General features: G+C 65.3%; 23 protein-coding genes. 15 read left to right on the plus strand and 8 right to left on the minus strand.

Annotated features, from left to right (window positions below):
• The first annotated feature begins 63 nt into the window (after positions 1-63).
• Positions 64-957 carry an NAD(P)H-binding protein gene (locus EPL01_RS08550; RefSeq protein WP_135824841.1) on the plus strand — a complete coding sequence of 298 codons (894 nt, stop codon included), beginning with the start codon at positions 64-66 and terminating at the stop codon, positions 955-957.
• On the plus strand, positions 950-1,657 hold the full coding sequence (locus EPL01_RS08555; RefSeq protein ID WP_135824842.1) for a DUF7530 family protein: 708 nt from the start codon (positions 950-952) through the stop codon (positions 1,655-1,657). The genes EPL01_RS08550 and EPL01_RS08555 overlap by 8 nt, the downstream gene beginning before the upstream one ends.
• Positions 1,658-1,663: 6 nt before the next feature.
• On the opposite strand, the gene EPL01_RS08560 is transcribed toward EPL01_RS08555, so the two are convergent.
• The 3 genes from EPL01_RS08560 to serB form a co-directional block, all read right to left on the minus strand.
• A complete protein-coding gene (locus EPL01_RS08560) occupies positions 1,664-2,692 on the minus strand; it encodes an NAD(P)/FAD-dependent oxidoreductase (protein ID WP_135824843.1) in 1,029 nt (342 codons plus the stop codon).
• Positions 2,693-3,026: 334 nt separating this feature from the next.
• The gene (locus tag EPL01_RS08565) at positions 3,027-3,500 is read right to left on the minus strand and encodes an Hsp20/alpha crystallin family protein (RefSeq protein ID WP_246045653.1); all 474 of its coding nucleotides are present in this window, start codon (positions 3,498-3,500) and stop codon (positions 3,027-3,029) included.
• A gap of 344 nt (positions 3,501-3,844) precedes the next feature.
• Complete coding sequence (gene serB / locus EPL01_RS08570; RefSeq protein ID WP_135824845.1) at positions 3,845-4,483, minus strand: phosphoserine phosphatase SerB; 639 nt, start codon at positions 4,481-4,483, stop codon at positions 3,845-3,847.
• A gap of 108 nt (positions 4,484-4,591) precedes the next feature.
• Here serB and EPL01_RS08575 point away from each other — a divergent pair, with 108 nt between their 5' ends.
• Genes EPL01_RS08575 through hisA form a run of 3 tightly spaced genes read left to right on the plus strand, consistent with a single transcriptional unit; the run spans position 4,592 to position 6,027 of the window.
• Entirely contained in the window at positions 4,592-4,858 is a 267-nt protein-coding gene (locus tag EPL01_RS08575) for an antitoxin VapB family protein (protein ID WP_135824846.1), read from the plus strand.
• Positions 4,855-5,244: a PIN domain-containing protein gene (locus EPL01_RS08580; RefSeq protein ID WP_135824847.1), complete on the plus strand. Its 390-nt coding sequence runs from the start codon at positions 4,855-4,857 to the stop codon at positions 5,242-5,244. The genes EPL01_RS08575 and EPL01_RS08580 overlap by 4 nt, the downstream gene beginning before the upstream one ends.
• A gap of 54 nt (positions 5,245-5,298) precedes the next feature.
• Positions 5,299-6,027, plus strand: a complete 729-nt coding sequence (hisA, locus tag EPL01_RS08585; protein ID WP_135824848.1) for a 1-(5-phosphoribosyl)-5-[(5-phosphoribosylamino)methylideneamino]imidazole-4-carboxamide isomerase — start codon at positions 5,299-5,301, stop codon at positions 6,025-6,027.
• Here the strand turns inward: hisA and EPL01_RS08590 are convergent.
• Entirely contained in the window at positions 6,024-6,203 is a 180-nt protein-coding gene (locus tag EPL01_RS08590; RefSeq protein WP_135824849.1) for a hypothetical protein, read from the minus strand. The genes hisA and EPL01_RS08590 overlap by 4 nt on opposite strands.
• A gap of 131 nt (positions 6,204-6,334) precedes the next feature.
• On the opposite strand from EPL01_RS08590, the gene hisB reads away from it, so the two are divergent.
• Positions 6,335-6,922, plus strand: coding sequence for an imidazoleglycerol-phosphate dehydratase HisB (hisB, locus tag EPL01_RS08595; protein WP_135824850.1), 588 nt, complete (start codon positions 6,335-6,337; stop codon positions 6,920-6,922).
• Between the two features lie 201 nt (positions 6,923-7,123).
• On the opposite strand, the gene EPL01_RS08600 is transcribed toward hisB, so the two are convergent.
• The gene (locus EPL01_RS08600) at positions 7,124-7,693 is read right to left on the minus strand and encodes a hypothetical protein (protein WP_135824851.1); all 570 of its coding nucleotides are present in this window, start codon (positions 7,691-7,693) and stop codon (positions 7,124-7,126) included.
• Between the two features lie 925 nt (positions 7,694-8,618).
• Here EPL01_RS08600 and EPL01_RS08605 point away from each other — a divergent pair.
• A complete protein-coding gene (locus EPL01_RS08605) occupies positions 8,619-9,122 on the plus strand; it encodes a TrpY family transcription regulator (RefSeq protein WP_135824852.1) in 504 nt (167 codons plus the stop codon).
• 16 nt (positions 9,123-9,138) lie between these two features.
• Here the strand turns inward: EPL01_RS08605 and EPL01_RS08610 are convergent, their stop codons facing one another.
• Positions 9,139-9,606 (minus strand): GNAT family N-acetyltransferase, encoded by a 468-nt coding sequence (locus EPL01_RS08610; RefSeq protein WP_135824853.1) that lies wholly within the window; start codon positions 9,604-9,606, stop codon positions 9,139-9,141.
• A 95-nt stretch (positions 9,607-9,701) separates the two neighbouring features.
• Between EPL01_RS08610 and EPL01_RS08615 the strand changes: the two genes are divergently transcribed.
• The 4 genes from EPL01_RS08615 (at position 9,702) to EPL01_RS08630 (ending at position 13,363) form a co-directional block, all read left to right on the plus strand.
• Complete coding sequence (locus EPL01_RS08615) at positions 9,702-9,887, plus strand: hypothetical protein (protein WP_135824854.1); 186 nt, start codon at positions 9,702-9,704, stop codon at positions 9,885-9,887.
• A gap of 155 nt (positions 9,888-10,042) precedes the next feature.
• The gene (locus EPL01_RS08620; RefSeq protein WP_135824855.1) at positions 10,043-11,458 is read left to right on the plus strand and encodes a PQQ-dependent sugar dehydrogenase; all 1,416 of its coding nucleotides are present in this window, start codon (positions 10,043-10,045) and stop codon (positions 11,456-11,458) included.
• Between the two features lie 65 nt (positions 11,459-11,523).
• Complete coding sequence (locus tag EPL01_RS08625) at positions 11,524-12,753, plus strand: AI-2E family transporter (protein WP_135824856.1); 1,230 nt, start codon at positions 11,524-11,526, stop codon at positions 12,751-12,753.
• Positions 12,746-13,363 carry an IMPACT family protein gene (locus tag EPL01_RS08630; RefSeq protein ID WP_135824857.1) on the plus strand — a complete coding sequence of 206 codons (618 nt, stop codon included), beginning with the start codon at positions 12,746-12,748 and terminating at the stop codon, positions 13,361-13,363. The genes EPL01_RS08625 and EPL01_RS08630 overlap by 8 nt, the downstream gene beginning before the upstream one ends.
• A 245-nt stretch (positions 13,364-13,608) precedes the next feature.
• Here the strand turns inward: EPL01_RS08630 and EPL01_RS08635 are convergent, their stop codons facing one another.
• Positions 13,609-14,790 carry a sodium:calcium antiporter gene (locus EPL01_RS08635; protein ID WP_135824858.1) on the minus strand — a complete coding sequence of 394 codons (1,182 nt, stop codon included), beginning with the start codon at positions 14,788-14,790 and terminating at the stop codon, positions 13,609-13,611.
• A gap of 387 nt (positions 14,791-15,177) precedes the next feature.
• Between EPL01_RS08635 and hisI the strand changes: the two genes are divergently transcribed.
• On the plus strand, positions 15,178-15,606 hold the full coding sequence (gene hisI / locus EPL01_RS08640) for a phosphoribosyl-AMP cyclohydrolase (RefSeq protein WP_135824859.1): 429 nt from the start codon (positions 15,178-15,180) through the stop codon (positions 15,604-15,606).
• Positions 15,607-15,608: 2 nt separating this feature from the next.
• The gene (locus EPL01_RS08645) at positions 15,609-16,757 is read left to right on the plus strand and encodes a DUF7118 family protein (protein ID WP_135824860.1); all 1,149 of its coding nucleotides are present in this window, start codon (positions 15,609-15,611) and stop codon (positions 16,755-16,757) included.
• A gap of 17 nt (positions 16,758-16,774) precedes the next feature.
• Here the strand turns inward: EPL01_RS08645 and glmM are convergent, their stop codons facing one another.
• On the minus strand, positions 16,775-18,139 hold the full coding sequence (gene glmM / locus EPL01_RS08650; protein WP_135824861.1) for a phosphoglucosamine mutase: 1,365 nt from the start codon (positions 18,137-18,139) through the stop codon (positions 16,775-16,777).
• A 227-nt stretch (positions 18,140-18,366) separates the two neighbouring features.
• Here glmM and EPL01_RS08655 point away from each other — a divergent pair, with 227 nt between their 5' ends.
• Both EPL01_RS08655 and EPL01_RS08660 read left to right on the plus strand, forming a co-directional pair.
• Positions 18,367-19,266 carry an HVO_0234 family beta-propeller protein gene (locus tag EPL01_RS08655; RefSeq protein ID WP_135824862.1) on the plus strand — a complete coding sequence of 300 codons (900 nt, stop codon included), beginning with the start codon at positions 18,367-18,369 and terminating at the stop codon, positions 19,264-19,266.
• Between the two features lie 165 nt (positions 19,267-19,431).
• Entirely contained in the window at positions 19,432-19,848 is a 417-nt protein-coding gene (locus EPL01_RS08660) for a hypothetical protein (protein WP_135824863.1), read from the plus strand.
• Positions 19,849-19,854: the final 6 nt, after the last annotated feature.

Genomic DNA, 19,854 nt, shown 5'->3' on the forward strand with positions numbered 1-19,854 from the left:
GAACTTTTTGCGGAGTTTTCCGGTCGGCGAGGTTTATGGTCGCTCGGCCCGAAGACGGAGAAAATGCGCGTGCTGGTGACGGGAGCGACGGGGTTCGTCGGCGGGAACCTCGTCCCGGCTTTACTGGCGGAGGGCCACGAGGTCGTCGCGTTGGTTCGTGACAGAGACGGGTACGACGCTCCGGAAGGGGTCGAAGTAGTCGAGGCCGACCTGTTGGAGCGCGAGAGTCTGGAGGAGATTTTCGAAGATATCGACGCGGCGTACTACCTCGTCCACTCGATGCAGACCGGCGGGGACTTCGCCGAGCGCGACCGACTCGCGGCCCGGAACTTCGTGGACGCCGCCAGCGGCTCGGACCTGAAGCGAGTGGTCTACCTCGGCGGACTGGGCGAGACGGGCGACGTGCTATCGGAGCATCTCAAGTCCCGGCGGGAGGTCGAGACGATTCTGGCCGAGGAGGCCACCTTCGAGTTGACGACGCTCCGGGCGGCCATCGTCGTCGGCGACGGGAGCGCGAGTTTCCAGATGATACGCGAGTTGGTCGAGAAACTCCCCGTGATGGTTGCGCCCAAGTGGGTCCACAACGAGTGTCAGCCAATCGCCATCTCGGACGTGGTGGCGTATCTGGTCGGCGTCCTCGACGCGCCCGAGACGGCGGGCCAGACCTACGAAATCGGCGGTCCCGAGGTGCTGACCTACGCCGAGATGATGCGCCGGACCGGTCGGGTGATGGGCGAGGAGCCGACTATCGTCTCGGTGCCGGTGCTGACGCCGAACCTCTCGGCCTACTGGGTCGATTTGGTGACCGACGTGCCCAAGTCCATCGCTCACCCCCTCATCTCGGGGCTGAAGAACCCGGTCGTCGCGGACGACGACGCCATCCGGACGCTCGTGGACGTGGAGTTGACGCCCTTCGACGAGGCCGTCGAGCGGGCGCTGTCGGAGCAGAATGAGTGACTCCGCGACCCGGTACGGCGAGACGTGGGTCTACGAGAGCATCGTCGGCGCGATTCCGGGCCTCTCGCTGTCTCAACCGGTCGCGGTCGGGATTCAGTTCCTCCTGTTCGAGGGGCTGATTCTGGCCTTCGCGGCGGTCTACGACCTCTGGAGCGCGGTACCCGCCGGGACCGCCGCGGTGGTGGTCGCCGCCGCCGGGAGCTACCTGATGCTCGCGCTCGGCGAGGAGATTCGGCGGTTGGAGACCCCTCAGTCCTACCGGCGGTTGCTCTTCTCGTCCAGCATCGAGGTCGTGCTGGGCGTGCTGGCGTTCGTCGCGCTCCTGACGTACCTGTTCTCGATGGACGCCCGGAGCGGGCAGGTTCCCCTGTACTCGCTGCTGCTGGGCGAGCCGCCGCCAGCGCCCGCGGTCTACCTCGCGCTGCTGGTGCTGTGGGACCTCTGCTACCGCATCGGCACGGGGTGGTGGGCCAGCCTGACGGGCCTCTGGCGGACGGTCCGGTTCGGCGACCGGTTCGACGCCGAGGCGCGGGGTCGCCTGCTCCGCATCGACCTGTTGACCATCGGGTTCGCGGTGGTTCAGCTCCTGCTGGTGCCGTTCATCTGGGGGCGGACGCTGCTGGTCGCGGCGGTGGTCGGCCACGTCGCAGCGGTGTTGCTGGTCTCCGGAACGTCGGTGGCGTTGCTCCGGCGGGATTGAGTCGAGTTAGAGGGTTTCGCGGATTCGCTCTCCGGCGTCGAGGCCGCTCCGGAGCGCGGCGTGAATCCGGCCCTCGCCCGCCACCCAGTCGCCAGCGAAGAAGAGGTCCGAGTCCGCGGCGCGGTCGAGGGTGTCGGCGTCCGCTCCGGTGTCGGGGAGCGCGTCGCGCCAGCGCACGACCTCGACCCAGTCGAACTGGTAGCGGTCGGGATTATCGAGCAGTTCCGCGGTGCGGTCGGCGACGGCCATGGCGATTTGGTCGTCCGGTTCGTCGTAGTGCTGTCGGGACCACTCGGGCGAGGGTTGGACGACCAGCAGGCTCTCGCCCTCGGGAATGTGGCCGGGCTTGCACTCCTCGCGGGAGACCCACCCGAGGTCGTGTTCCTTGTCGGCGTTGACCAGCGCGTAGTAGGGCAGGTCGGGTCGCTCGGGGTAGTGGAGCGCGACCGACAGCAGGGTGCGATAGGGCACGTTGGCCGCCGCCTCCACGAGGTCGTCACAGAGCGGGTCGTCCCAGTCGGCCCGGTCGAGGAGGTACGCAGTCGTCGGCGCGGGCGGGGTCAGGACGAGCGCGTCGGCGGTCGCTTCGCCGCCCCGGACGCGGAGCCACCACTCGTCGTCCTCGCGGGCGACGGTCTCGACCTCGGTGGCGGTCCGGACCTCGGCACCGCTGGCCTCGGCGAGTCGGTCGCCGAGCGTCGCCAGCCCCTCGCGGTAGGTCCACTTCGGGCCGTCGTCTCCTCGGCCCTCCGAGATTTCGCCCTGAGCGTCGAAGGTCCAGACCGGCCCCTCGGTGTCCACCAGTCCCTCGGAGAGTTCGCCCGTGAGGAGATTACTGACGCGGGCGTCCTCCTCGCTCTCCTTGACGTAGTTCGCGCCGATGTCGAAGGCGCACTCATTTCGGCGGCCGGTCGCGGCCCGGCCCCCGACTCTATCGCGGCGCTCGTAGACCGTCACGTCGGCGTCGGCCTCGCGGAGCGCGTAGGCGGTGGCGAGTCCGGCCACGCCAGCGCCCACGACGGCGATGCTGGTCATGGGCGAACCGTCGGACGCGAGCGGGAAAAGGATACGTGTCCGGACGCTCGGAGATGAACGTCGGAGTGAATCGGTTACGTCGGAGTGAATCGGTTGCCGGAACTCGGAAAACGAGTTCAGAAGGCGGGGTCGAGTGGAGCGACTGCGAGCGGTCGACCACACGAACTGTCACAGATCACGGAACGCGATTGCGGTGCTGTGCAGTTTCGTCGGTTCGGACACCAGTAGCCACTAAGAAGCGAACACAAGAGAAACAAACACAATTGTTTAGTAATTATAAACAATTCCTAAAGACACCTCTAGTCACGTCTAATGACTATCCTAAAAGGAAATCTCAGTCGATGATGTCGATTCTCGACTCGTCGTCAGCCGCGGGTTCCGCGAGCGGCAGGTGGACTTCCAGCACGCCGTTGCGGTAGGAGGCCGCGATTTCGTCCTCGACGATGGACTCCGGAATCGTCACGCGCTCGGCGACGCGGCGCGAGCGAGCGAACTGGCTCCGGATGGCGATTTCCTCGCCCTCGGGGCGAGTCTCCTCGCCGCGGCCGATTTTCTCGCCGCGGGCCGCCTCGCCCACGGTCCGCTCGTCGCTGGTTTCGCTCTCGGCGACGAGAGTCAGCATGCCGTCCGAGAACCGGAGGTCGATGTCCTCGCGCTCGAATCCCGGCAGGTCGGCGACGAAGACGTACTCCTCATCGTGCTTGGTCAGGTCCATGCTCACGTCCTCGCCCTCACGAGCGAGCACTCCTCGACCACCGCTCAGCGACCCCTCAGGGGTCCATACGCGGGTTCGGAGTTGTTCAAACATGCGGTCCATCTCCTCGAAAGGGTCGTATCGAGCCATTCTATTTCACCGACTATACATAGGCTCGCTTAGGTGATAAAGATAGATGGATGCGTGCTATCACGGGGCCGAAATGTAGCGTTTTGGGCGAGAAGCGTGACCAGAGGTTCAGACTGCAGAATCGTAGTGGTGTTTCCTTCTTGAAGCCCCGCCCTGTCGCGGGTCTCCGCCCGCGACAGGGCGGCCCCTTCATCCACCCACGGCGGCTGGTCAGTCGAGCGCATCCACGGTGGATTAGCGTCACCGAGCGCATCCTGTCGGGTGGTCGGCCTGCTATCGCGGACCCGAAATCGCCGTTCGTCGGTCTCTCAGTCCAGCAGGCCCTCCTCGTCGAACACGTCTCGGAGGCGCTCCATCGTGGCGACGACGATGTCGCAGGCGGGCCGGACCGCCGTCTTGGGGATGAAGCCGACCGAGAGGCCAGCGACCTCCAGCATCGGGAGGTCGTTCGCGCCGTCGCCGACCGCGATGGTGTCGCGCATGTCGATTTCGCGCTCGCCAGCGAGGCGCTGGAGGGCGTCGTCCTTCGTGCCCTCGATGAGCGGCCCCTCGACCTCGCCGGTCAGTTCGTCGTCCTCGACCGGCAGGCGGTTGGCGACGATGGTGTCCACCGAGACGCCCTCTCGCTCCAGCGCGACTTCGACCCCGCGCTCGAACCCGCCGGTCAGGATGGCGGTGGTCACGCCCGCCTCGTTGAGTTCGCGGATGACCGTCGCGGCGTCGGGCCGGAGGTAGACCTCGTCGAAGGCGTCCGCGGCCTTCTCGTCCGAGAGGCCTTCCAGCAGGGCGGCCCGGTCTCGGAGGCTCTTGGCGTAGCTAATCTCGTCGTTCATCGCTCGCTCGGTGATGTCGGCCATCTCGTCGGCGACTCCCATCCGCTCGCCGAGGAGGACCGTCATTTCCGAGTCTGAGAGCGTGCCGTCGAAGTCGAACGCGACCAGCGTCATGGCCGGGGATTCGGGTGCGGGGGGCTTGAAACGACCGGAAGGCGCAGGTAGCGCGGGAAGAAATGAGAGCAACGCTTATTGGGTACGCAAACACAAACACAAACACAAATGGCTACGAAGAATATCGGCATCAGAGAGGAGGTGTACGAACACCTCAAAGCCCACAAGCAGGGCGACGAGAGCTTTTCGGAAACCATCCAGCGTCTTCTCGAAGAAGCGGAAGACGACTGGGAAACGAACTTCGGATTTCTCGGCAAAGAAGCGGGAGAAGAGTTTGCCGAGGCCGTCGAGGCCGAGCGTGAACGATTCGACACCGACGTGGCTGAACGCCAGCGCGAAATTCTCGATGCCCTCGGCGAGGACAGCGACGAATGAAACTGTTGGACGCTTCGGTTCTCATCGGCTACGCGCAAGGGGAGCAAGCCGCCGCAGACTACCTCGACCAGAACGATGATACCGTCTTCGGGGCACCGACAGTCGTCCTTTCGGAGGTCTACACCGGACTGTTTCGAACGACTGACTTGAGCCGCGAAGAAGTAAAGTCGAAATACGGGTGGGTACGTGCAGTTCCCTTCACCGACGAGGCCGCAGTCGAAACGGCCGCAATCCGTGCCACACTCAGTTCACGCGGACAGAAAATAAACGCAAGTGACACCTATATTGCGGGAACTGCCCGGTCTCTCGACGTACCACTCGTCACGGCCGACGGCGACTTCGAGAAAGTGGACGACCTCGAAATCGAAAACTACCGCAATCGATAACTCGACCACGACGGACCCGAGGGATTTAGGCCACCTCTCACCTACCACACCCCAATGACGCACTTTCCCGAATTCGAGGTCGTCCCCGCGGTGGACATGCAGGACGGCGAGGTCGTCCAACTCGTCGCTGGCGAGCGCGGCACCGAGAAAACCTACGGCGACCCCGTCGAGGCCGCCGAGCAGTGGGTCGATCAGGGCGCGGAAACCCTCCACCTCGTGGACTTGGACGGCGCGTTCGAGGGCCAACGCGAGAACGCCACCGCAGTCGATGCCGTCCTCGACGCCGTCGGCGAGGACATCGGCGTGCAGTTGGGCGGCGGGATTCGGACCGTCGAGGACGCCACGGACCTCCTCGGACGCGGCGTGGACCGCGTGATTTTGGGTACTGCGGCGGTCGAGAACCCGGAAATCGTCGAGGAGATTTCGGCGGAGTACCCCGGCTCGGTGGTCGTCAGCCTCGACGCGAAGGATGGCGAGGTCGTCGTCTCCGGGTGGACCGAGGGAACGGGCCTCGACCCCGCCGAGGCCGCGGCGCGCTACGAGGAACTGGGCGCTGGCGCGATTCTGTTCACCGACGTGGACGTGGAGGGGCAACTCGCTGGCGTCCAGACCGACCGCGTCCGTGAGGTGGTCGAGGCCGTCGAAATCCCGGTCGTCGCCTCGGGCGGGGTCGCCACGCTGGACGACGTCCGGGCGCTCCGCGAGGCCGGGGCCGCGGCGGTCGTCGTCGGGACCGCGCTCTACGAGGGCGAGTTCACGCTCGAAGAGGCGAAGTCGATTTAGCTCGTCAGCGCGGCCACGGCGGCCGTCACCCGATTCTGAGTCGGCTCTATTTTCGGTCGCGCCAGCAGGTAGGCGCTGGCGACCAACAGCGGCACACCCACGACCAACCCGTCGCCGAGCGACAACAGTCCTCCCACGAGCAGGCTGAGCAGACTCAGCACGTCGATTTTTCGCATTGTCTCGACCAAACTGACAACGAGAAGGGTAAATAACTTTGTCAGACGCTCGTCATCTAATCGCTCCGAAACGCGACAACACCACTCGCCGGGAGGACAACGGCCTTGTGCCTCCGGACGAACTGTCGGGTATGAGCGACCGAACCGCCGCGGTGACCCGAGAGACCGCCGAAACCGACATCGAGGTCACGCTCGACGTGGACGGCGACGGCGACGCCACCGTCGAGACGGGCGTGGGATTCTTCGACCACATGCTCGAAAGCTTCGCCAAGCACGGCCTGTTCGACCTGACGGTCCGGTGCGACGGGGACCTCGAAATCGACGACCACCACACCGTCGAGGACGTTGCCATCACGCTCGGCGAGGCCTTCGCGGAGGCGCTCGGCGACAAGCGCGGCATCGAGCGATTCGCGGACCGAAAAGTGCCGCTGGACGAGGCCGTCGCCGAGGTCGTCGTAGACGTGAGCGGCCGACCCCTATTCGAGTTCGACGGCGAGTTCTCGCAGGCCGCCGTCGGCGAGATGACCAGCCACATGGCCAAGCACTTCATGCGCTCGCTGGCGATGAACGCCGGGTTGACGCTCCACATCGGCGTTTCCGGCGAGAACGCCCACCACGAAATCGAGGCGATGTTCAAGTCCGTGGCTCGGTCGCTGGACGATGCTACTCGGATTGACGAGCGACGTGGGGACGTGGCGAGTACGAAGGGGCAGTTGTAGGTCGTGGGAAGAATCGAAGGCGAATCAGTCGTCGTAGCGCTTACCGAACCACCGGACGATGCGGGTACAGATTTTAGACGGACCGTGGACGCGCTGTGGTTCCACCTCTCGACCAGTTTTCGGCGATTTTCCCATACGAAGTCTCTGTTCGTCTTGTCACTTAAACGTACGTCTCGGCCGTCGGACGCCCAAACTCTCAGGTCAAACGACGGAATCCAAGAGGCCAGTTACTCCCAAAGTGACTCCGGAAACGAGTGCTATCAGTCCGACTCCAAGACAGAGTTGCGCGTAGAGCAGTGCTCGCGCGTCACCGTCTGCGATTTGGTTCGCTTCGGCGAGCCACCGACTGTACTCTTGTAGCATCCATTCGTTCCACTCGCGTTCGGTCCACGACGCTTGCTGAAATTCGCTCAGGTATGCTTCGCTCACACCTGTCGGCCGCTCCGACCCGGACGTCGCCACGACTGCGACGACGGCAGAGAGCATCACACCGACGAAACCGAGGATAGTGAGTCCGTTCAGGAATTTCGTCGGGAACTGGAACGACGAAGCGGCAGTCACCGAGAGGCCGAGAATCACCAAGTCGATTCGGAGCGTCCGCATCGCGGACTGGTCGATGCGTCGAATGGAGTCGATGGTCTCTGTCAGCGACTCGCGGGCCTCGCTCCGGGCGGCGCGAAGCGCGCCCTCCTCGGAGTCCCACGCCGAGAACTGGTTGCGATTCCACTCTGATTCGTCTCGCTGGTCGTCTCTGGAGGTGTCTCGGTCCACTCGTCGGTGCCTCGTGGCGGGTTCCTTCGTCTTCGTATTTGAACGTTGGTTTCGCCGGGATAGAATTGTTATTATTTCTTTAGAACTAGTATACAGGTCTTTAAGCTGTGTTTTTAATTGTTGGTTATCTAGCGGACGGCGCGCGCTGGCGCGGCTTCATGCCGCGCCATCGTCGCGCGAGGGATGAGGACCGCAGGCCCGTGGCCGAGGACCGCAATCGGTTGGGGGAGGATGTGGCCCGCGGTTGCGGTCTGAGAGGAGTTTGTAGAGACATCAAGTAGTACATCATCAATTTATACTCTTGAATAAGCGAGCCGCTATCTCTACTCTGCTACTGAAGTTAGTAGCAGAGGAAAAATAAACAAATTATGAACCAGCACAATTTTGCTAATTACTTCGCTATTCGCAAAGGCTAAGTGATTACTACAAGAATGTAGTAAATGGGTAAGAGACGAGGCGGCCCGACGTAAGTCGGATTCTTCGCCTCTGTTTGCTACCGGACGAGAGACATTGCTGTCAACAACGTAGTCAACAGCATTCCAAGGAGCAGGAGAATTCGAAATTGAATTCGCCGTATTTCCCACATCTCTCGACGGATTCTCAACTTCGTCAGCACTGACTGCTCTACGTCACGAACTAACGACTGGGAATCGTCTCGGTCGCTCGGCTGATGCTTTCCTGCCATTTTTACACCACCCATCAGGCCGATAGAGATGGGTCTCATCGTGTAGCGGTCGAGGAAAGCCTGTCTGTGGGTAAGAGACGAGGCAAGCCCTTTCGCGCTACATCTGAATTTGTATAGGTGGAGATACTTAAATCATCCATTAGAAGTACTTCCGATGGGCGAATGGTGCTTTTTAGAGTTAGATAGACAGTTCTACAACAACACCACTAAGCCCCCAGCCACCCCATTCCAACCCAACGAATGTTCGACGAGATTATGCAGAAGTTCGAGGGAAGCCCCTCCCAACAGGCAGTAATCCGCCTCCTCCTCGAACGCGGCTTCTCGGTCAACGACGACGGCCGGGTCGTCTCCGGCGGTATCGAAATCCCGAACACCCAAATCGCCCGCGAAATCGACGTGGACCGCCGGGTCGTGGACTCGACCACCGACGCCATCCTCGAAGACGAGGAGTTGCGGCGCATCTTCCAGAATATCTCCTCGATTCCGAGTCTGATGGACCTCGCGCCGGTGCTGGACCTCTCGGTGCTGACCGTCGAAGTGACCGACGCCGACGAACCCGGCATCGTGGCGACCGTGACGGGACTCCTCGCCGAGGAGGGCATCTCGATTCGCCAGACCATCAGCGAGGACCCGGAGTTCACCGACGACCCGCGACTCTATCTCATCACCGACGGCGACGTGCCCGGCGACCTGCTGAACGAGTTGAAGAACCTCGAATTCGTGCGGAAAATCGAGCTGGAGTAGAACCGAACTCGAATAGCTAGAGCGACTTCCGGTAGGCCAGCACCTCGAACCGGCCGTGTTCTCGCTGGCCGGTCTGTTCGTAGCCGTGCTTTTCGTACAGCGACTGGGCGGCCTGCTGGCGCGCGGTCGTTTCGAGCGTCAGCGCCTCGTAGCCGAGTCGCTCGGCGGCCGCTTCGAGTTCGGTCAGGACGGCCTCGCCGAACCCCCGCCGATGGTAGTCGGGGGCCACCCGCATCCGGGTGATTTCGGCGGTCGAGTCGTCCACGCGCTTCAGGCCGCCCATGGCGACGATTTTTCCCTCGCACTCGCCGACGAGGAACTCCCCGCCAGCGTCGAGGTACGTCTCCTCGACGGCGCGCAAATCGTCGGTCCACCCCTCGTCGTCGGGGCGGGCGTCCACCGATTCGAGCGCCACCCGTTCCAAGGTCAGCACGCGCTCGCCGTCGCCGGGTTCGTACCGCCGCAGTCGGAGGTCGGCCGACATGTCCGAAGCGAGGGACGGCCGGGGGAAAAGCGGCCGGATTCAAATCGGCTCGAAGGTGGCAATTGTTTTGCCGGGCGACTGCGGAGAACCAGCTAGTGCAACCGCTCGCAGTTCTCGTGCTCGGTTTCGGACTGCTGGTCGCTCGCTCCCCCGAACCGTTCGCAGCGATGCACAACGCCGGGGCCGAGGACCCGACGCCCGGCGTCGGTCAGTTGTGGTTCTTCAGATACGTCTCGGGTGGAGCGCTCGTCCTCCTCGGAGTTCTGTGGTTCGTTTCGTAGGGATTTCTGTGGTTCGTTTCGTAGGGATAGACCTCGGCGCGTTGCGCGCGCATCGCGAGAAACAATTGTATTATATCTTCGAGAGCTTCGCACCGCGGTCTTTCGAGTCGCCGAGCGCGCCCAGCTATTTCCGTGTCGGACCCTAGACGACGCTCATGGACCGCGATTCGACTCGCAGGCGCTTTCTCGCCGTCGCGGCGGCGAGTGCGGCGGCCGGACTCGCTGGCTGTTCGCAGGGGAACGAGGAGTCGCCCGGACGGGTCACGACAACCGGGGCGACCGACGGCACAGGAGCCGATACCGCGACCGAAACCGGAGCGGGAGGCGACTCGCTCCCGAACTCGGTCGGTTTGGAGACGCTGGCGACCGGGTTCGAGATTCCGCTGGACGTTGCGTTCGCGCCCGACGCCGACCGGCGTTACGTCGCCGACCAGCGCGGTCGGGTCTTCGTCCACGGACCCGAGGGTCTCCGCGAGGAGCCGTTTCTCGACCTGCGGGACAGCGTCGTCACCGGGAGCGAGACCGGACTGCTCGGCATCGCACTCCACCCGAACTTCGCCGAGAACCGCCGGGTGTTCGTGCGCTACAGCGCCCCGCCGCGACCGGGAACCCCCTCGGGCTACAGTCACACCTTCGTCCTCGCGGAGTTCGAGGCCACCGACGACGGCAGGCGGGCCGAGCGCGACTCCGAGGAGACGATGCTCGAAATTCCGGAACCGCAGGGCAACCACAACGCGGGGTCGGTCGTCTTCGGACCGGACGGCTACCTCTACGTCGGCGTCGGCGACGGCGGGTCCGGCGGCGACCAGGGCACCGGCCACGTCGCCGACTGGTACGACGCGGTCGGCGGCGGGAACGGCCAAGACGTGACCGAGAACCTGCTGGGAAGCGTCCTCCGCATCGACGTGGACGGCGAGTCCGAGGGGCGAAACTACGCTATCCCCGAGGACAACCCCTTCGCGGAGGGCGGCGAGTTCGCGGACGACGAGGGACTCCCCGAACACTTCGCGTGGGGGTTCCGGAACCCGTGGCGGCTGTCGTTCGACCGGGGCAACCTGCTGGTCGCCGACGTGGGCCAGAGCGCCTACGAGGAGGTAAGTCTGGTCGAGAAGGGCGGAAACTACGGCTGGAACGTCAGGGAGGGCGCACACTGCTACGCGGCCGACGACTGCCCGGACCGGACGCCCGACGACGTGCGCGGCGGCGAACCGCTCGTGGACCCCGTCATCGAGTATCCTCACTCTGGCGACGGCGTCACCGGCGTCTCGGTCATCGGCGGGTACGTCTACCGCGGGTCGGCGCTCCCCGGCCTCGCGGGGACCTACCTCTTCGCCGACTTGGCGGCCCGCGGGCGGTTGTTCGCCGCGAGTCGTCCCGAGAGCGCAAGCGATACCACCCAGAGCGACCCCAGCGACGGACTTTGGCCGACCCGCGTCGTGGAAATCGCGGGCGACGACGCCGGGAAAGTCGGGCGCGTCTACTCGTTCGGTCGAGACGAAGACGGCGAAGTGTACGTCCTCGCAAGCGGAGACGACGGCGGCGGCCTCCATCGCATCGTTCCGGCCGAGTGAGTTCTCGTCATCGCGGCGAACTATCGGCCCGCGGGATTTTACCGTCAGCGTGACAACGGGCGCGTATGGTCGGACTTCCCGACGACCGCGAGCGTCTCGCGTGGTGGATATTTACGCTGGCCGTGGTCGGCGTGTTCGGATTCGTCCTCTGGGCGTTCGTCGGGACGGTCGTGCTGGGCGTGTTCATCTACTACGGGACGCGCCCGCTCTACCGGCGGTTGCGGACCGAGCTCTCGTCGAGTCACGCCGCCGACTTGACTCTCGTCATCGTCCTCGTGCCCGTCTTCGCGCTGGTCGGGTACACCGTCCTCGTGGGTCTCGACCAGTTGAGTCAACTGACCGGGACAGACCTCGAATCCTACGCCCGGTTCGTGCCGGGGTCGCCCGAGCAGGCCTCGGCACTGGTCGAGAACGCAAGGGGCGTCATCGGTCCGGGTCCGGTTCGCGGACAGGCCCAAGAGATGCTCTCAGCGATGATTTCGGCCTTTACGACTGTGACCGCGGGGCTGGCCCATCTCGTACTCGCGTTTCTGCTGGCGTTCACGCTCCTGCGCGAGGACGACCGCATCGCGGCGTGGTTCCGCGACCAGTTCGGACCGGAGGGGTCGGCGGCCAACGCCTACTTCGAGGCCGTGGACGAGGACCTCCACACCGTCTTCGTGGGCAACGTCCTGACGGTCTTCGCGGTCATCGCGCTGGGCGTGGTGGTCTACAACGGGCTGAACCTCCTCGTCGGCACGCTCGCGCCGGGAACTATCGACGTACCGGTGCCGACCCTGCTGGCGCTGCTGACCGGGTTGGCGACGCTCGTGCCGCTCGTGGTCGGAAAAATCGTCTACGTGCCGGTGGGAATCTATCTGACGTATCTGGCCGTGACAGCGCCCGGCCCCGGCCCGCTCTGGTTCCCGGCGGTGTTCTTCGTCACCTGCTTCGTCCTGCTCGACCTCCTTCCGGTGGCGATTCTGCGTCCGTACATCGCCGGGCGGAGCGTCCACGGCGGCCTGATGGTGTTCGCCTACATCGGCGGGACGATGCTGTTCGGCTGGTACGGCCTGTTTCTGGGGCCGCTGCTGGTGGTCGTGGCGGTCCAGCTCGCGCGCATCGTCCTCCCGCCGCTGGTCCACGGCGAACCCGTCACCGGGCGGGTCCAGACCGCCGAGTCGCTGGGGTCGGACCCCTCCTCGATAGTCGAGAGTCGCGCGAGCGAGGAGATTTCCGACGACCCCGCCGACGAAACCACGACCGACGGAGGAAAGGTGGACGAGGCCGAACCCGGAGACGAGACGAATGGCTGAGGAGACTTTCCGGACGGTCGCGGGGCGAGGGCAGGCCACCTTCGAAGTGCAGGGGTCGGAGTTCATCGGGCACGCCGCGCCGGCGGCCGACCGCGAGGCGGCCGAGGCGTTCGTCGCCGAGATTCGCGCGGAGTACGACGACGCGACCCACAACGTGCCAGCGTATCGGGTTCGGACCGGCGGTGACATTTTGCGCGAGTACGGCGACGACGACGGCGAACCCTCGGGGTCGGCGGGCAAACCCGCCCTGAACGTCCTCCAGCAGGAGGAGGTCGAGAACGTCGTCGCGGTCGTGACCCGGTACTACGGCGGGACCAACCTCGGCGTCGGCGGACTGGCCCGGTCGTACTCCAGCGCGGTCAAGCAGGCCATCGAGGACGCTGGCATCACCGAACAGCGACCCCACGAGCGATTCTCCATCGCGGTCGAGTACGACGATTCGGGGACTGTGCGCGGAATCTTGGAGAGCGCGGACGCCGAGTTCGACGCCGACTACGGCGAGCGCGCGGCCTTCGACGTCCGGGTGCCCGAGACGGAGGGCGAGAACCTGCGGGACCGCGTCCGGAGCGCCACCAGCGGCCGGGCCGAAATCGGCGACGGCGGCGAGTGAGCGGTCCGCGGGGGTTTCGCGGATTGTGACAGTCCGCGGAGGTTCCGCGGATTGCGACAGTCCGCGGGACGCGCCGAACGAGCGCCGACAGGCGCGAGGGGACGGGGAGGCACGGGGCGCGGTAGCGGTGCTGTGCTGTCGTGGTGCGGTCCTCCTCGCCTTCGACAGGAGCCCGGCTCAACCAACAGAACAATCACTAAGGAATTATATAGTTGTCCTTAGAAAATATTCTTCATTCTTTGCGGCTATCCGCCGAGCGGAACGCCGCCGAACACGACGAGCGCGACTCCCCAGTAGGCGGCGTAGAGACCGCCGAGCAGGACGCCGTGCCACCGCTTCAGGCGACCCTCGTGGAAGAAGTAGGCCGCGAGTGCGGTGACGACGACCACCGCAGGGAGGTGGAAGCCCAGCACCGACTCGGAGATGCGGAGGTCGCTCAACAGCAGGACGGCCCCGACGTTGCCGGTCAGCGAGAACAGGACGCTCCCCACCACGTTGCCGACGCCGATTTCCGGCACGCCGCGCCGGACCGGTTCGAGCGTGAGCATCACGTCCTCGAAGGTCAGGATGGCGGTCAGCACCGTCGCGCCGAAGACGGTCTCCTCGATGTCCATCTCCTCGACGGCGACCTCCGACCCCGCTTCCAGCAACATCGACGCGAAGACGACGCCGACCAGCGCCAGAACCGCGAGCGCAATCCAGACCCACCCGGAATCGCTCGGACTGCCGACAAATCTGTCCTCTGGAATCGATGACAGGGAGGCGGGGACGGCGACTCCACCGTCCGAGCGTATCGACCGGCCGAGTTCGGAGTTCCGGAAGACCGGCGTCTCTCGCTGGCGCTCGCGGACGACGACGTAGCCGAACGCCAGCGCGAACGCCGCGACCAGCGCGAGTCCGTGGACGAACGTCAGCGTCCCGGCGAGGACGAACGGGACCAGCGCGACCGGTGCGAGCGCGAACAGCGCGACGTAGTCGGTCGGCAGGTCCACCGAGAACGGTTTCACGATTGCGGCGAGCGCGAGCGTGACGCCGACGATTGCGAGGCCGGTCCCGAGCGCCGTCCCGAGCGCCGCCCCTTCGAGGTCCCCCGCCGAGAGGACCAGCGCCAGCACCGTGTCGTCGAACTCGAACCCCGTGAAGACGATGGCGAGCGCGAACAGCGACGTGCGCAGTCCGAGCGCCGCGCGAGTCAGGTAGCTGATTAGCTTCTCGACGCAGGCGGTCAGCAGGAGGCCGCCCGCCAAGAGGACGAGGAGCGCGCTCGCCAGTCCGTGACTCTCCGCGACTCCTCCGATTGCGCCCTCGATGCCGCCCTCGGACTCCGCTGTCGCTCCGTGGTTTTCGTGAGCGAAGGCTGACGCGACCGGAACCGCGACGAGCGCGAGAGCGACGAGTAGCGCGACGACCACCCCCCGGCGTGACATGGAGTAGAGACACGGCGGCGAGACACAAATACCCTCGACTGCGCGTAGTCGAGTTCGTTGAATTGTGCTACACGCGGTCGAGATTGGGACTGCTCGGATAGATACATCATCAAAATAGGAACGATGGTTTCGAAAGCCCTCGCGCGGTTCGCGGTCACGTGAGCGAAGCGAACGTGATCTCGGAAGATGCGGTTTGTCTTCCGGCGCTCGCCCTTTCAGTCCGCCGGAGGACAAACGGCGTCCTCCGAGCCTGCGCTCGCTTCGCTCGCGCAGACGCCAGGACGTGGTTTGTGTCACCGACCGAAGCGGGTGGTTGGTCATGCTTCTCCGAACACCGCTGTCGGTAGACACGCAAAACATTTCGCCGGGAAAGCCGAAGTCGGGGCTATGAGCGACGCCCCTACTGCCGACCCCGAGCAGGCGGACGCCGACTCCGAGGCGGACGGCTCCGCTTCCGCCGTCGAACTCGACTTCGGCGAGACCGGTCGCATCCCCGCAGTCGCACAGGACGCAGACACCGGAGAGGTGCTGATGCTGGCCTACGTCACCCCCGAGGCCGTCGAGCAGACCCGCGAGACGGGACTGGCCCACTACTACTCCCGGAGCAGAGACGAACTCTGGCAGAAGGGCGCGACCAGCGGGCACGTCCAGCGCGTCCGCGAGGTCCGGGCCGACTGCGACGGCGACGCCCTGCTGTACCTCGTCGACCAAGAGGGCGGGGCGTGCCACACCGGTTACGAGTCGTGCTTCTACCGAACCCTCGACGGCGAGGTCGTCGGCGAGAAGGCCTTCGACCCCGACGAAGTGTACGAATAGCGATGAGCAAATCAACCACCGCGACGACCCAGACCGACCTCCCCGCGAGACTCGCCGACGCCGACGAGGAGTACCGCGACGTCGAGCGCCGAATCGAGGAGTACGGCGAGGAGACCGTCGAGCAGGTCGCCGACGCCTACCGGCGAGCGACCGACTTGCTCGACCGCTACGAGGGCCAAGCCACCGGTACCGGCAAGGAGAACTTCCGCAACTTCATCCAGTTTCAGGAGGAGTTCGCCACGCTGGTCGAGGACGTGCCCGACGAGATGCCCGAGCGCGACGCCTTCGAGACCGCAAACGACCGGTTCGACAAGCGCCGACTCAACGACTCGGACTTCGAGGCCGCCCGCGCAGACCTCGAACCCGCGGGCGAAATCGCTGGCCTGCTGGACGAGCGCCAAGCCGCACTCGAACGGTTCCGCGAGATTCGCCGGGACGTGGGCCACGCCATCGCGGACCTCCGCGAGGAAATCGCCGAGCGCGAGCGACTGGTCGAACTCGGCGACGCCGACTTGGACGCGCCCATCGAGGACATCCGCGAGCCAATCGAGCGCTACAACGAGGCGGTCGCCGACGCCTTCGCCGCGTTCAAATCCGAGGCTAGCGCCCGCGAGGTCCTCGGATTCGTCGCCGCCGCCGACGACTACCCCTTGGTCGAGTTCCGCGACGTGCCCGAGAACCTGCGGGAGTACGTCGAGACCCGCGAGGTCGGCACCGAACCCATCGCGGACCTGCTTCAGTACGCCGGGTACTCGAACTCGAAACTCGACCACTACGTCGAGAACCCCGCCGACCTCAAGCGCGCGGTGGCGACCAACCAGACCTACCTCGAACGACTCGACGCCGACCCGCTCGAAGTGGACTGGCCGCCGAAGCCCGCCGCCGACCTGCGGTGGCGCGTCGAGGAGTTAGTCTCGGTCGTCGCCCGGTTCGCCGACGACGAGGTGGTCGCCGACCTCCGGCGAGTCCAGTCGCTCGTCAGGGACGAGGACGAATTCGAGCGCCTGCGGACCGCCGCCGAGGCGAAGACGGAGCTGTCGGATTCGGAGCGCGAGAAGGTGGCGAGTGGTGAAGTAGAGTCGGAGTTAGAGGAGTTGCGAGCGCGGCGAGAGAAGTTAGAAGAAGCGCGGGACGAGTATCCCGAGCGGTAGATTCGATCTCTCGAACCTCAGACCTCTGCCTTCGCCGCCCGCAACTGCCCTTCGAATTCTTCGGCCAACTCCTCGGCGCGGGCCTCGTCGCGGGCCTCGGCGTAGATGCGGACCATCGGTTCGGTCCCGCTGGGTCGAGCCAGCACCCACGCGTCGCCGTAGTCGAGGCGGTAGCCGTCGAGGGTGGTCATCTCGGCGTCCGAGTCTTGGGCCTCGCGCTCTGCGGCCGCCAGCAGGGCCTCGCGCTCGGCGTCGCCGTCGTACTCGATGTTGATGCGGACGTTGTGGTAGCCGTCGTAGGGCGCGACGACCTCGCTGGCCGGGCGGTCGGCCAGCAGTTCGAGGAACTTCGCGGCGGTGTAGGCACCGTCACGCGAGAGTCGGTAGTCGGGGAAGAAGATGCCGCCGTTGCCCTCGCCGGCGACCGGGACGGACTTGCCCTGCTTTTCGAGTTCGCGGATGCGAGTGATGATGTTGGTCGAACCGATGGGCGTGAGTTCGAGGTAGGCGTCCCGCTCGTCGGCCACGTCAACGAGGCGCTGGGAGACGTTGACCGCCGAGACCACCGAGTCGCCCGGTTCGAGTTCGGCCGCCGCGAGCGCCGCGAGGGTGGCGTCGCCCTCGACGTACTCGCCGTTCTCGTCGTAGAAGATGGCGCGGTCGGCGTCGCCGTCGTGGGCGATTCCCACGTCGGCGTCCGTCGCGGCGACGAGTCGGCCGAGGTCGCCGAGGTTCTCGGGGACGGGTTCGGGATTCCGACCGGGGAAGTGGCCGTCGGGCTGGCTGTTGGCGGTGACGACCCGACAGCCGAGTTTCCGGAAGAACTCGGGGCTGGTGAGCGCGCCAGCGCCGTGGCCGGGGTCCACCGCCACCGTGAGGTCGGCGTCCGCAATCTTCTCGCGGTCCACGGCGTCGAGGAGCGCCTCGACGTACTCCCGGCGCACGCCTTCGACGTGGCGGCTCTCGCCGGTCTGGCTCCACGGGACCGACTCGAACTTCTCGGCGAGGAACTTCTGTTCGATGCGCTCTAAGTCCGCGACCGCGAGTTCGACCCCGTCGTCGCCGATGAGTTTGACGCCGTTGTACTTCGGCGGGTTGTGCGAGGCCGTAATCATCACGACCGGGGTCTCCTCGCGCTCGGCGTAGGCCTGTGCCCCCGGCGTGGGGACGATTCCCAACCTATCGACGTTCGCGCCGACGCTGGCGAGTCCGCTGGCGGCGGCGTCGGCGAGCATCTCCCCGGTGGCACGGGTGTCGCGGGCGACCGCCACTCGGTCGGACCGCCACACCGTCCCCGCGGCCTTGGCGACTTTGAGCACGAACTCGGGGGTCAGCGCCTCGTTGGCGACCCCGCGAGTTCCGCTCGACCCGAAAACTTTCATATTCGTGGGTCGGGACCCACGGGCAAAAGTTATTCCGGAGCGCGCCGAGGTGGAGAAGGGTTCTCAGACAGGAGCGCGGTTCTCGCTCTCCTCGCAGCTTTTGTTTCATACTTCCGTCCTTTCAGAAATGTATCTCGACTCGTCACCGGCACACGGTTCGTACTCGCCGAAGCACTCCCCGCGGCCCAATCCGAACGTTTTCCACGCTTCTGCGAGAAGGTCCGGACATGGGCATCAGTATCGACGAGAAGCGGGTGTACGACGCCAGCGAGGGGCCGACGCCGGTCTACGTCGTCGGCGACCTCGGCGTGACGCGGGTCGATACCTCAGACGACCTCGTGGGCGAGTTCGGACTGGCCCGCAGGTGTTCGGCCCGCGACGCCGCGGGCCGGGACGGTCGCCTCGCGGTCGCAACCGACGAGGACGTGCTGGTCGGCGTGTTCGGCAAGAGCGCGCCGGACGAGAACGCCGACGAAGCGAACGGCGAGGGCGACGAGGAGGTCGAGTTCGAGGCCCTCGGCGTCGGCCCGGCCACGGCGGTCGGCCTCGGCGACGCGAGAGGCGGCGAGAGCGGAGAACTGCTGGTGGCGCGCGAGGGGGGCACGCTCCTCCGCGGGAACGCGACGGTCGGCGAGGAGACCGACAGCGACTGGACCGACCTCGGCGAGGTGGACGACGTGCGCGCCATCGACGGCGACTTCGTGGCGACCGATTCGGGCGTCTATCAGGCCACCGACGGCGGCCTCAAGCACGTCGGTCTCGACGGCGTTCGGGACGTGTCCACCGACGGGGTGCCGCTGGCCGCGACCGAGGAGGGCCTCTACAAGCTCGGCAACGGCTGGATGGACGAGCTGAGCGGGGAGTTCAGCGCGGTCGATGCGGCGGCGGCAGATGCGGGACTCCTCGGCTGGGCACACGCCGCGAGCGAGGAAGGCCTGTTCGCCCACGACGAGGACGAGTGGCGCGAAGTCGAGTTGCCAGTCGAGGGCGAAATCGTCGCGCTCGACCACGGCGAGGAGGGCGCGTACGCGGTCACGGAAGACGGCACCTTCCTGCTGTCGGTCGGCGACGGCTGGAACCACCAGATTCTCGGGATTCGCGGGGTGCGGGCGGTCGCCGCGCCGTAGGGACAGAGATAGAATTTAAATCGTTAAGAATATATTTTTGTTGCTCTAGCACGCAATTGTATTTGTTTCGACAATCGATCGGCTAACCGAAGGAAAGGAGAGGAACTGCAACGAGAGGGGTGATGAGGAAAATAGCTAAGTGACCCCGAACGGCTAGAGATACCTATGTCGGACTCGTCTCGGGCGGTGAAGATAACGACGAGCGGACTCGGAAGCGAAGAGGGTCAAGAAGAGGCGTTGCCGCCCGTCCTCGTCGAGCGACTCTCGGTCGTCGCGGAAGCGTTCGGACAGTCCGAAAACCAGTTCGTCAAAACCGCGCTTCGGGAGCAAATCGACGCGATGCTCGACTCCGAAAGCGTCAGGCGGCGTATCGAGAAGGACTTCTACGCAGACGACATCTCCTACGAGAGTCTCGTGTTACTCCTCGGTCAAGAGGAGGCGAGGGCCTATCAGCATCTCAAAGAACGACTAGACCGAGAGCCGAACGAGCTACCCGGTAACTCGGTCGATGAAGACGTGTACGGTGATTTCGACCCCGATACGGCACCGACCCCGACGGGAGACGAGACAGACGAAACGTAGCGAGTG

Origin of the sequence: Halorussus ruber, assembly GCF_004765785.1 — an archaeon.
In the GTDB taxonomy this organism is placed as follows: Archaea; Halobacteriota; Halobacteria; order Halobacteriales; family Haladaptataceae; genus Halorussus; species Halorussus ruber.

What these genes read in the sequence shown, in the direction of transcription:
- EPL01_RS08550 (WP_135824841.1), top strand. Translation starts at nt 64, where the DNA reads ATGCGCGTGCTGGTGACGGGAGCGACGGGGTTCGTCGGCGGGAACCTC.
- EPL01_RS08555 (WP_135824842.1), top strand. Translation starts at nt 950, where the DNA reads ATGAGTGACTCCGCGACCCGGTACGGCGAGACGTGGGTCTACGAGAGC.
- EPL01_RS08560 (WP_135824843.1), bottom strand. Translation starts at nt 2,692, where the DNA reads ATGACCAGCATCGCCGTCGTGGGCGCTGGCGTGGCCGGACTCGCCACC.
- EPL01_RS08565 (WP_246045653.1), bottom strand. Translation starts at nt 3,500, where the DNA reads ATGTTTGAACAACTCCGAACCCGCGTATGGACCCCTGAGGGGTCGCTG.
- serB (WP_135824845.1), bottom strand. Translation starts at nt 4,483, where the DNA reads ATGACGCTGGTCGCGTTCGACTTCGACGGCACGCTCTCAGACTCGGAA.
- EPL01_RS08575 (WP_135824846.1), top strand. Translation starts at nt 4,592, where the DNA reads ATGGCTACGAAGAATATCGGCATCAGAGAGGAGGTGTACGAACACCTC.
- EPL01_RS08580 (WP_135824847.1), top strand. Translation starts at nt 4,855, where the DNA reads ATGAAACTGTTGGACGCTTCGGTTCTCATCGGCTACGCGCAAGGGGAG.
- hisA (WP_135824848.1), top strand. Translation starts at nt 5,299, where the DNA reads ATGACGCACTTTCCCGAATTCGAGGTCGTCCCCGCGGTGGACATGCAG.
- EPL01_RS08590 (WP_135824849.1), bottom strand. Translation starts at nt 6,203, where the DNA reads ATGCGAAAAATCGACGTGCTGAGTCTGCTCAGCCTGCTCGTGGGAGGA.
- hisB (WP_135824850.1), top strand. Translation starts at nt 6,335, where the DNA reads ATGAGCGACCGAACCGCCGCGGTGACCCGAGAGACCGCCGAAACCGAC.
- EPL01_RS08605 (WP_135824852.1), top strand. Translation starts at nt 8,619, where the DNA reads ATGTTCGACGAGATTATGCAGAAGTTCGAGGGAAGCCCCTCCCAACAG.
- EPL01_RS08610 (WP_135824853.1), bottom strand. Translation starts at nt 9,606, where the DNA reads ATGTCGGCCGACCTCCGACTGCGGCGGTACGAACCCGGCGACGGCGAG.
- EPL01_RS08620 (WP_135824855.1), top strand. Translation starts at nt 10,043, where the DNA reads ATGGACCGCGATTCGACTCGCAGGCGCTTTCTCGCCGTCGCGGCGGCG.
- EPL01_RS08625 (WP_135824856.1), top strand. Translation starts at nt 11,524, where the DNA reads ATGGTCGGACTTCCCGACGACCGCGAGCGTCTCGCGTGGTGGATATTT.
- EPL01_RS08630 (WP_135824857.1), top strand. Translation starts at nt 12,746, where the DNA reads ATGGCTGAGGAGACTTTCCGGACGGTCGCGGGGCGAGGGCAGGCCACC.
- EPL01_RS08635 (WP_135824858.1), bottom strand. Translation starts at nt 14,790, where the DNA reads ATGTCACGCCGGGGGGTGGTCGTCGCGCTACTCGTCGCTCTCGCGCTC.
- hisI (WP_135824859.1), top strand. Translation starts at nt 15,178, where the DNA reads ATGAGCGACGCCCCTACTGCCGACCCCGAGCAGGCGGACGCCGACTCC.
- EPL01_RS08645 (WP_135824860.1), top strand. Translation starts at nt 15,609, where the DNA reads ATGAGCAAATCAACCACCGCGACGACCCAGACCGACCTCCCCGCGAGA.
- glmM (WP_135824861.1), bottom strand. Translation starts at nt 18,139, where the DNA reads ATGAAAGTTTTCGGGTCGAGCGGAACTCGCGGGGTCGCCAACGAGGCG.
- EPL01_RS08655 (WP_135824862.1), top strand. Translation starts at nt 18,367, where the DNA reads ATGGGCATCAGTATCGACGAGAAGCGGGTGTACGACGCCAGCGAGGGG.
- EPL01_RS08660 (WP_135824863.1), top strand. Translation starts at nt 19,432, where the DNA reads ATGTCGGACTCGTCTCGGGCGGTGAAGATAACGACGAGCGGACTCGGA.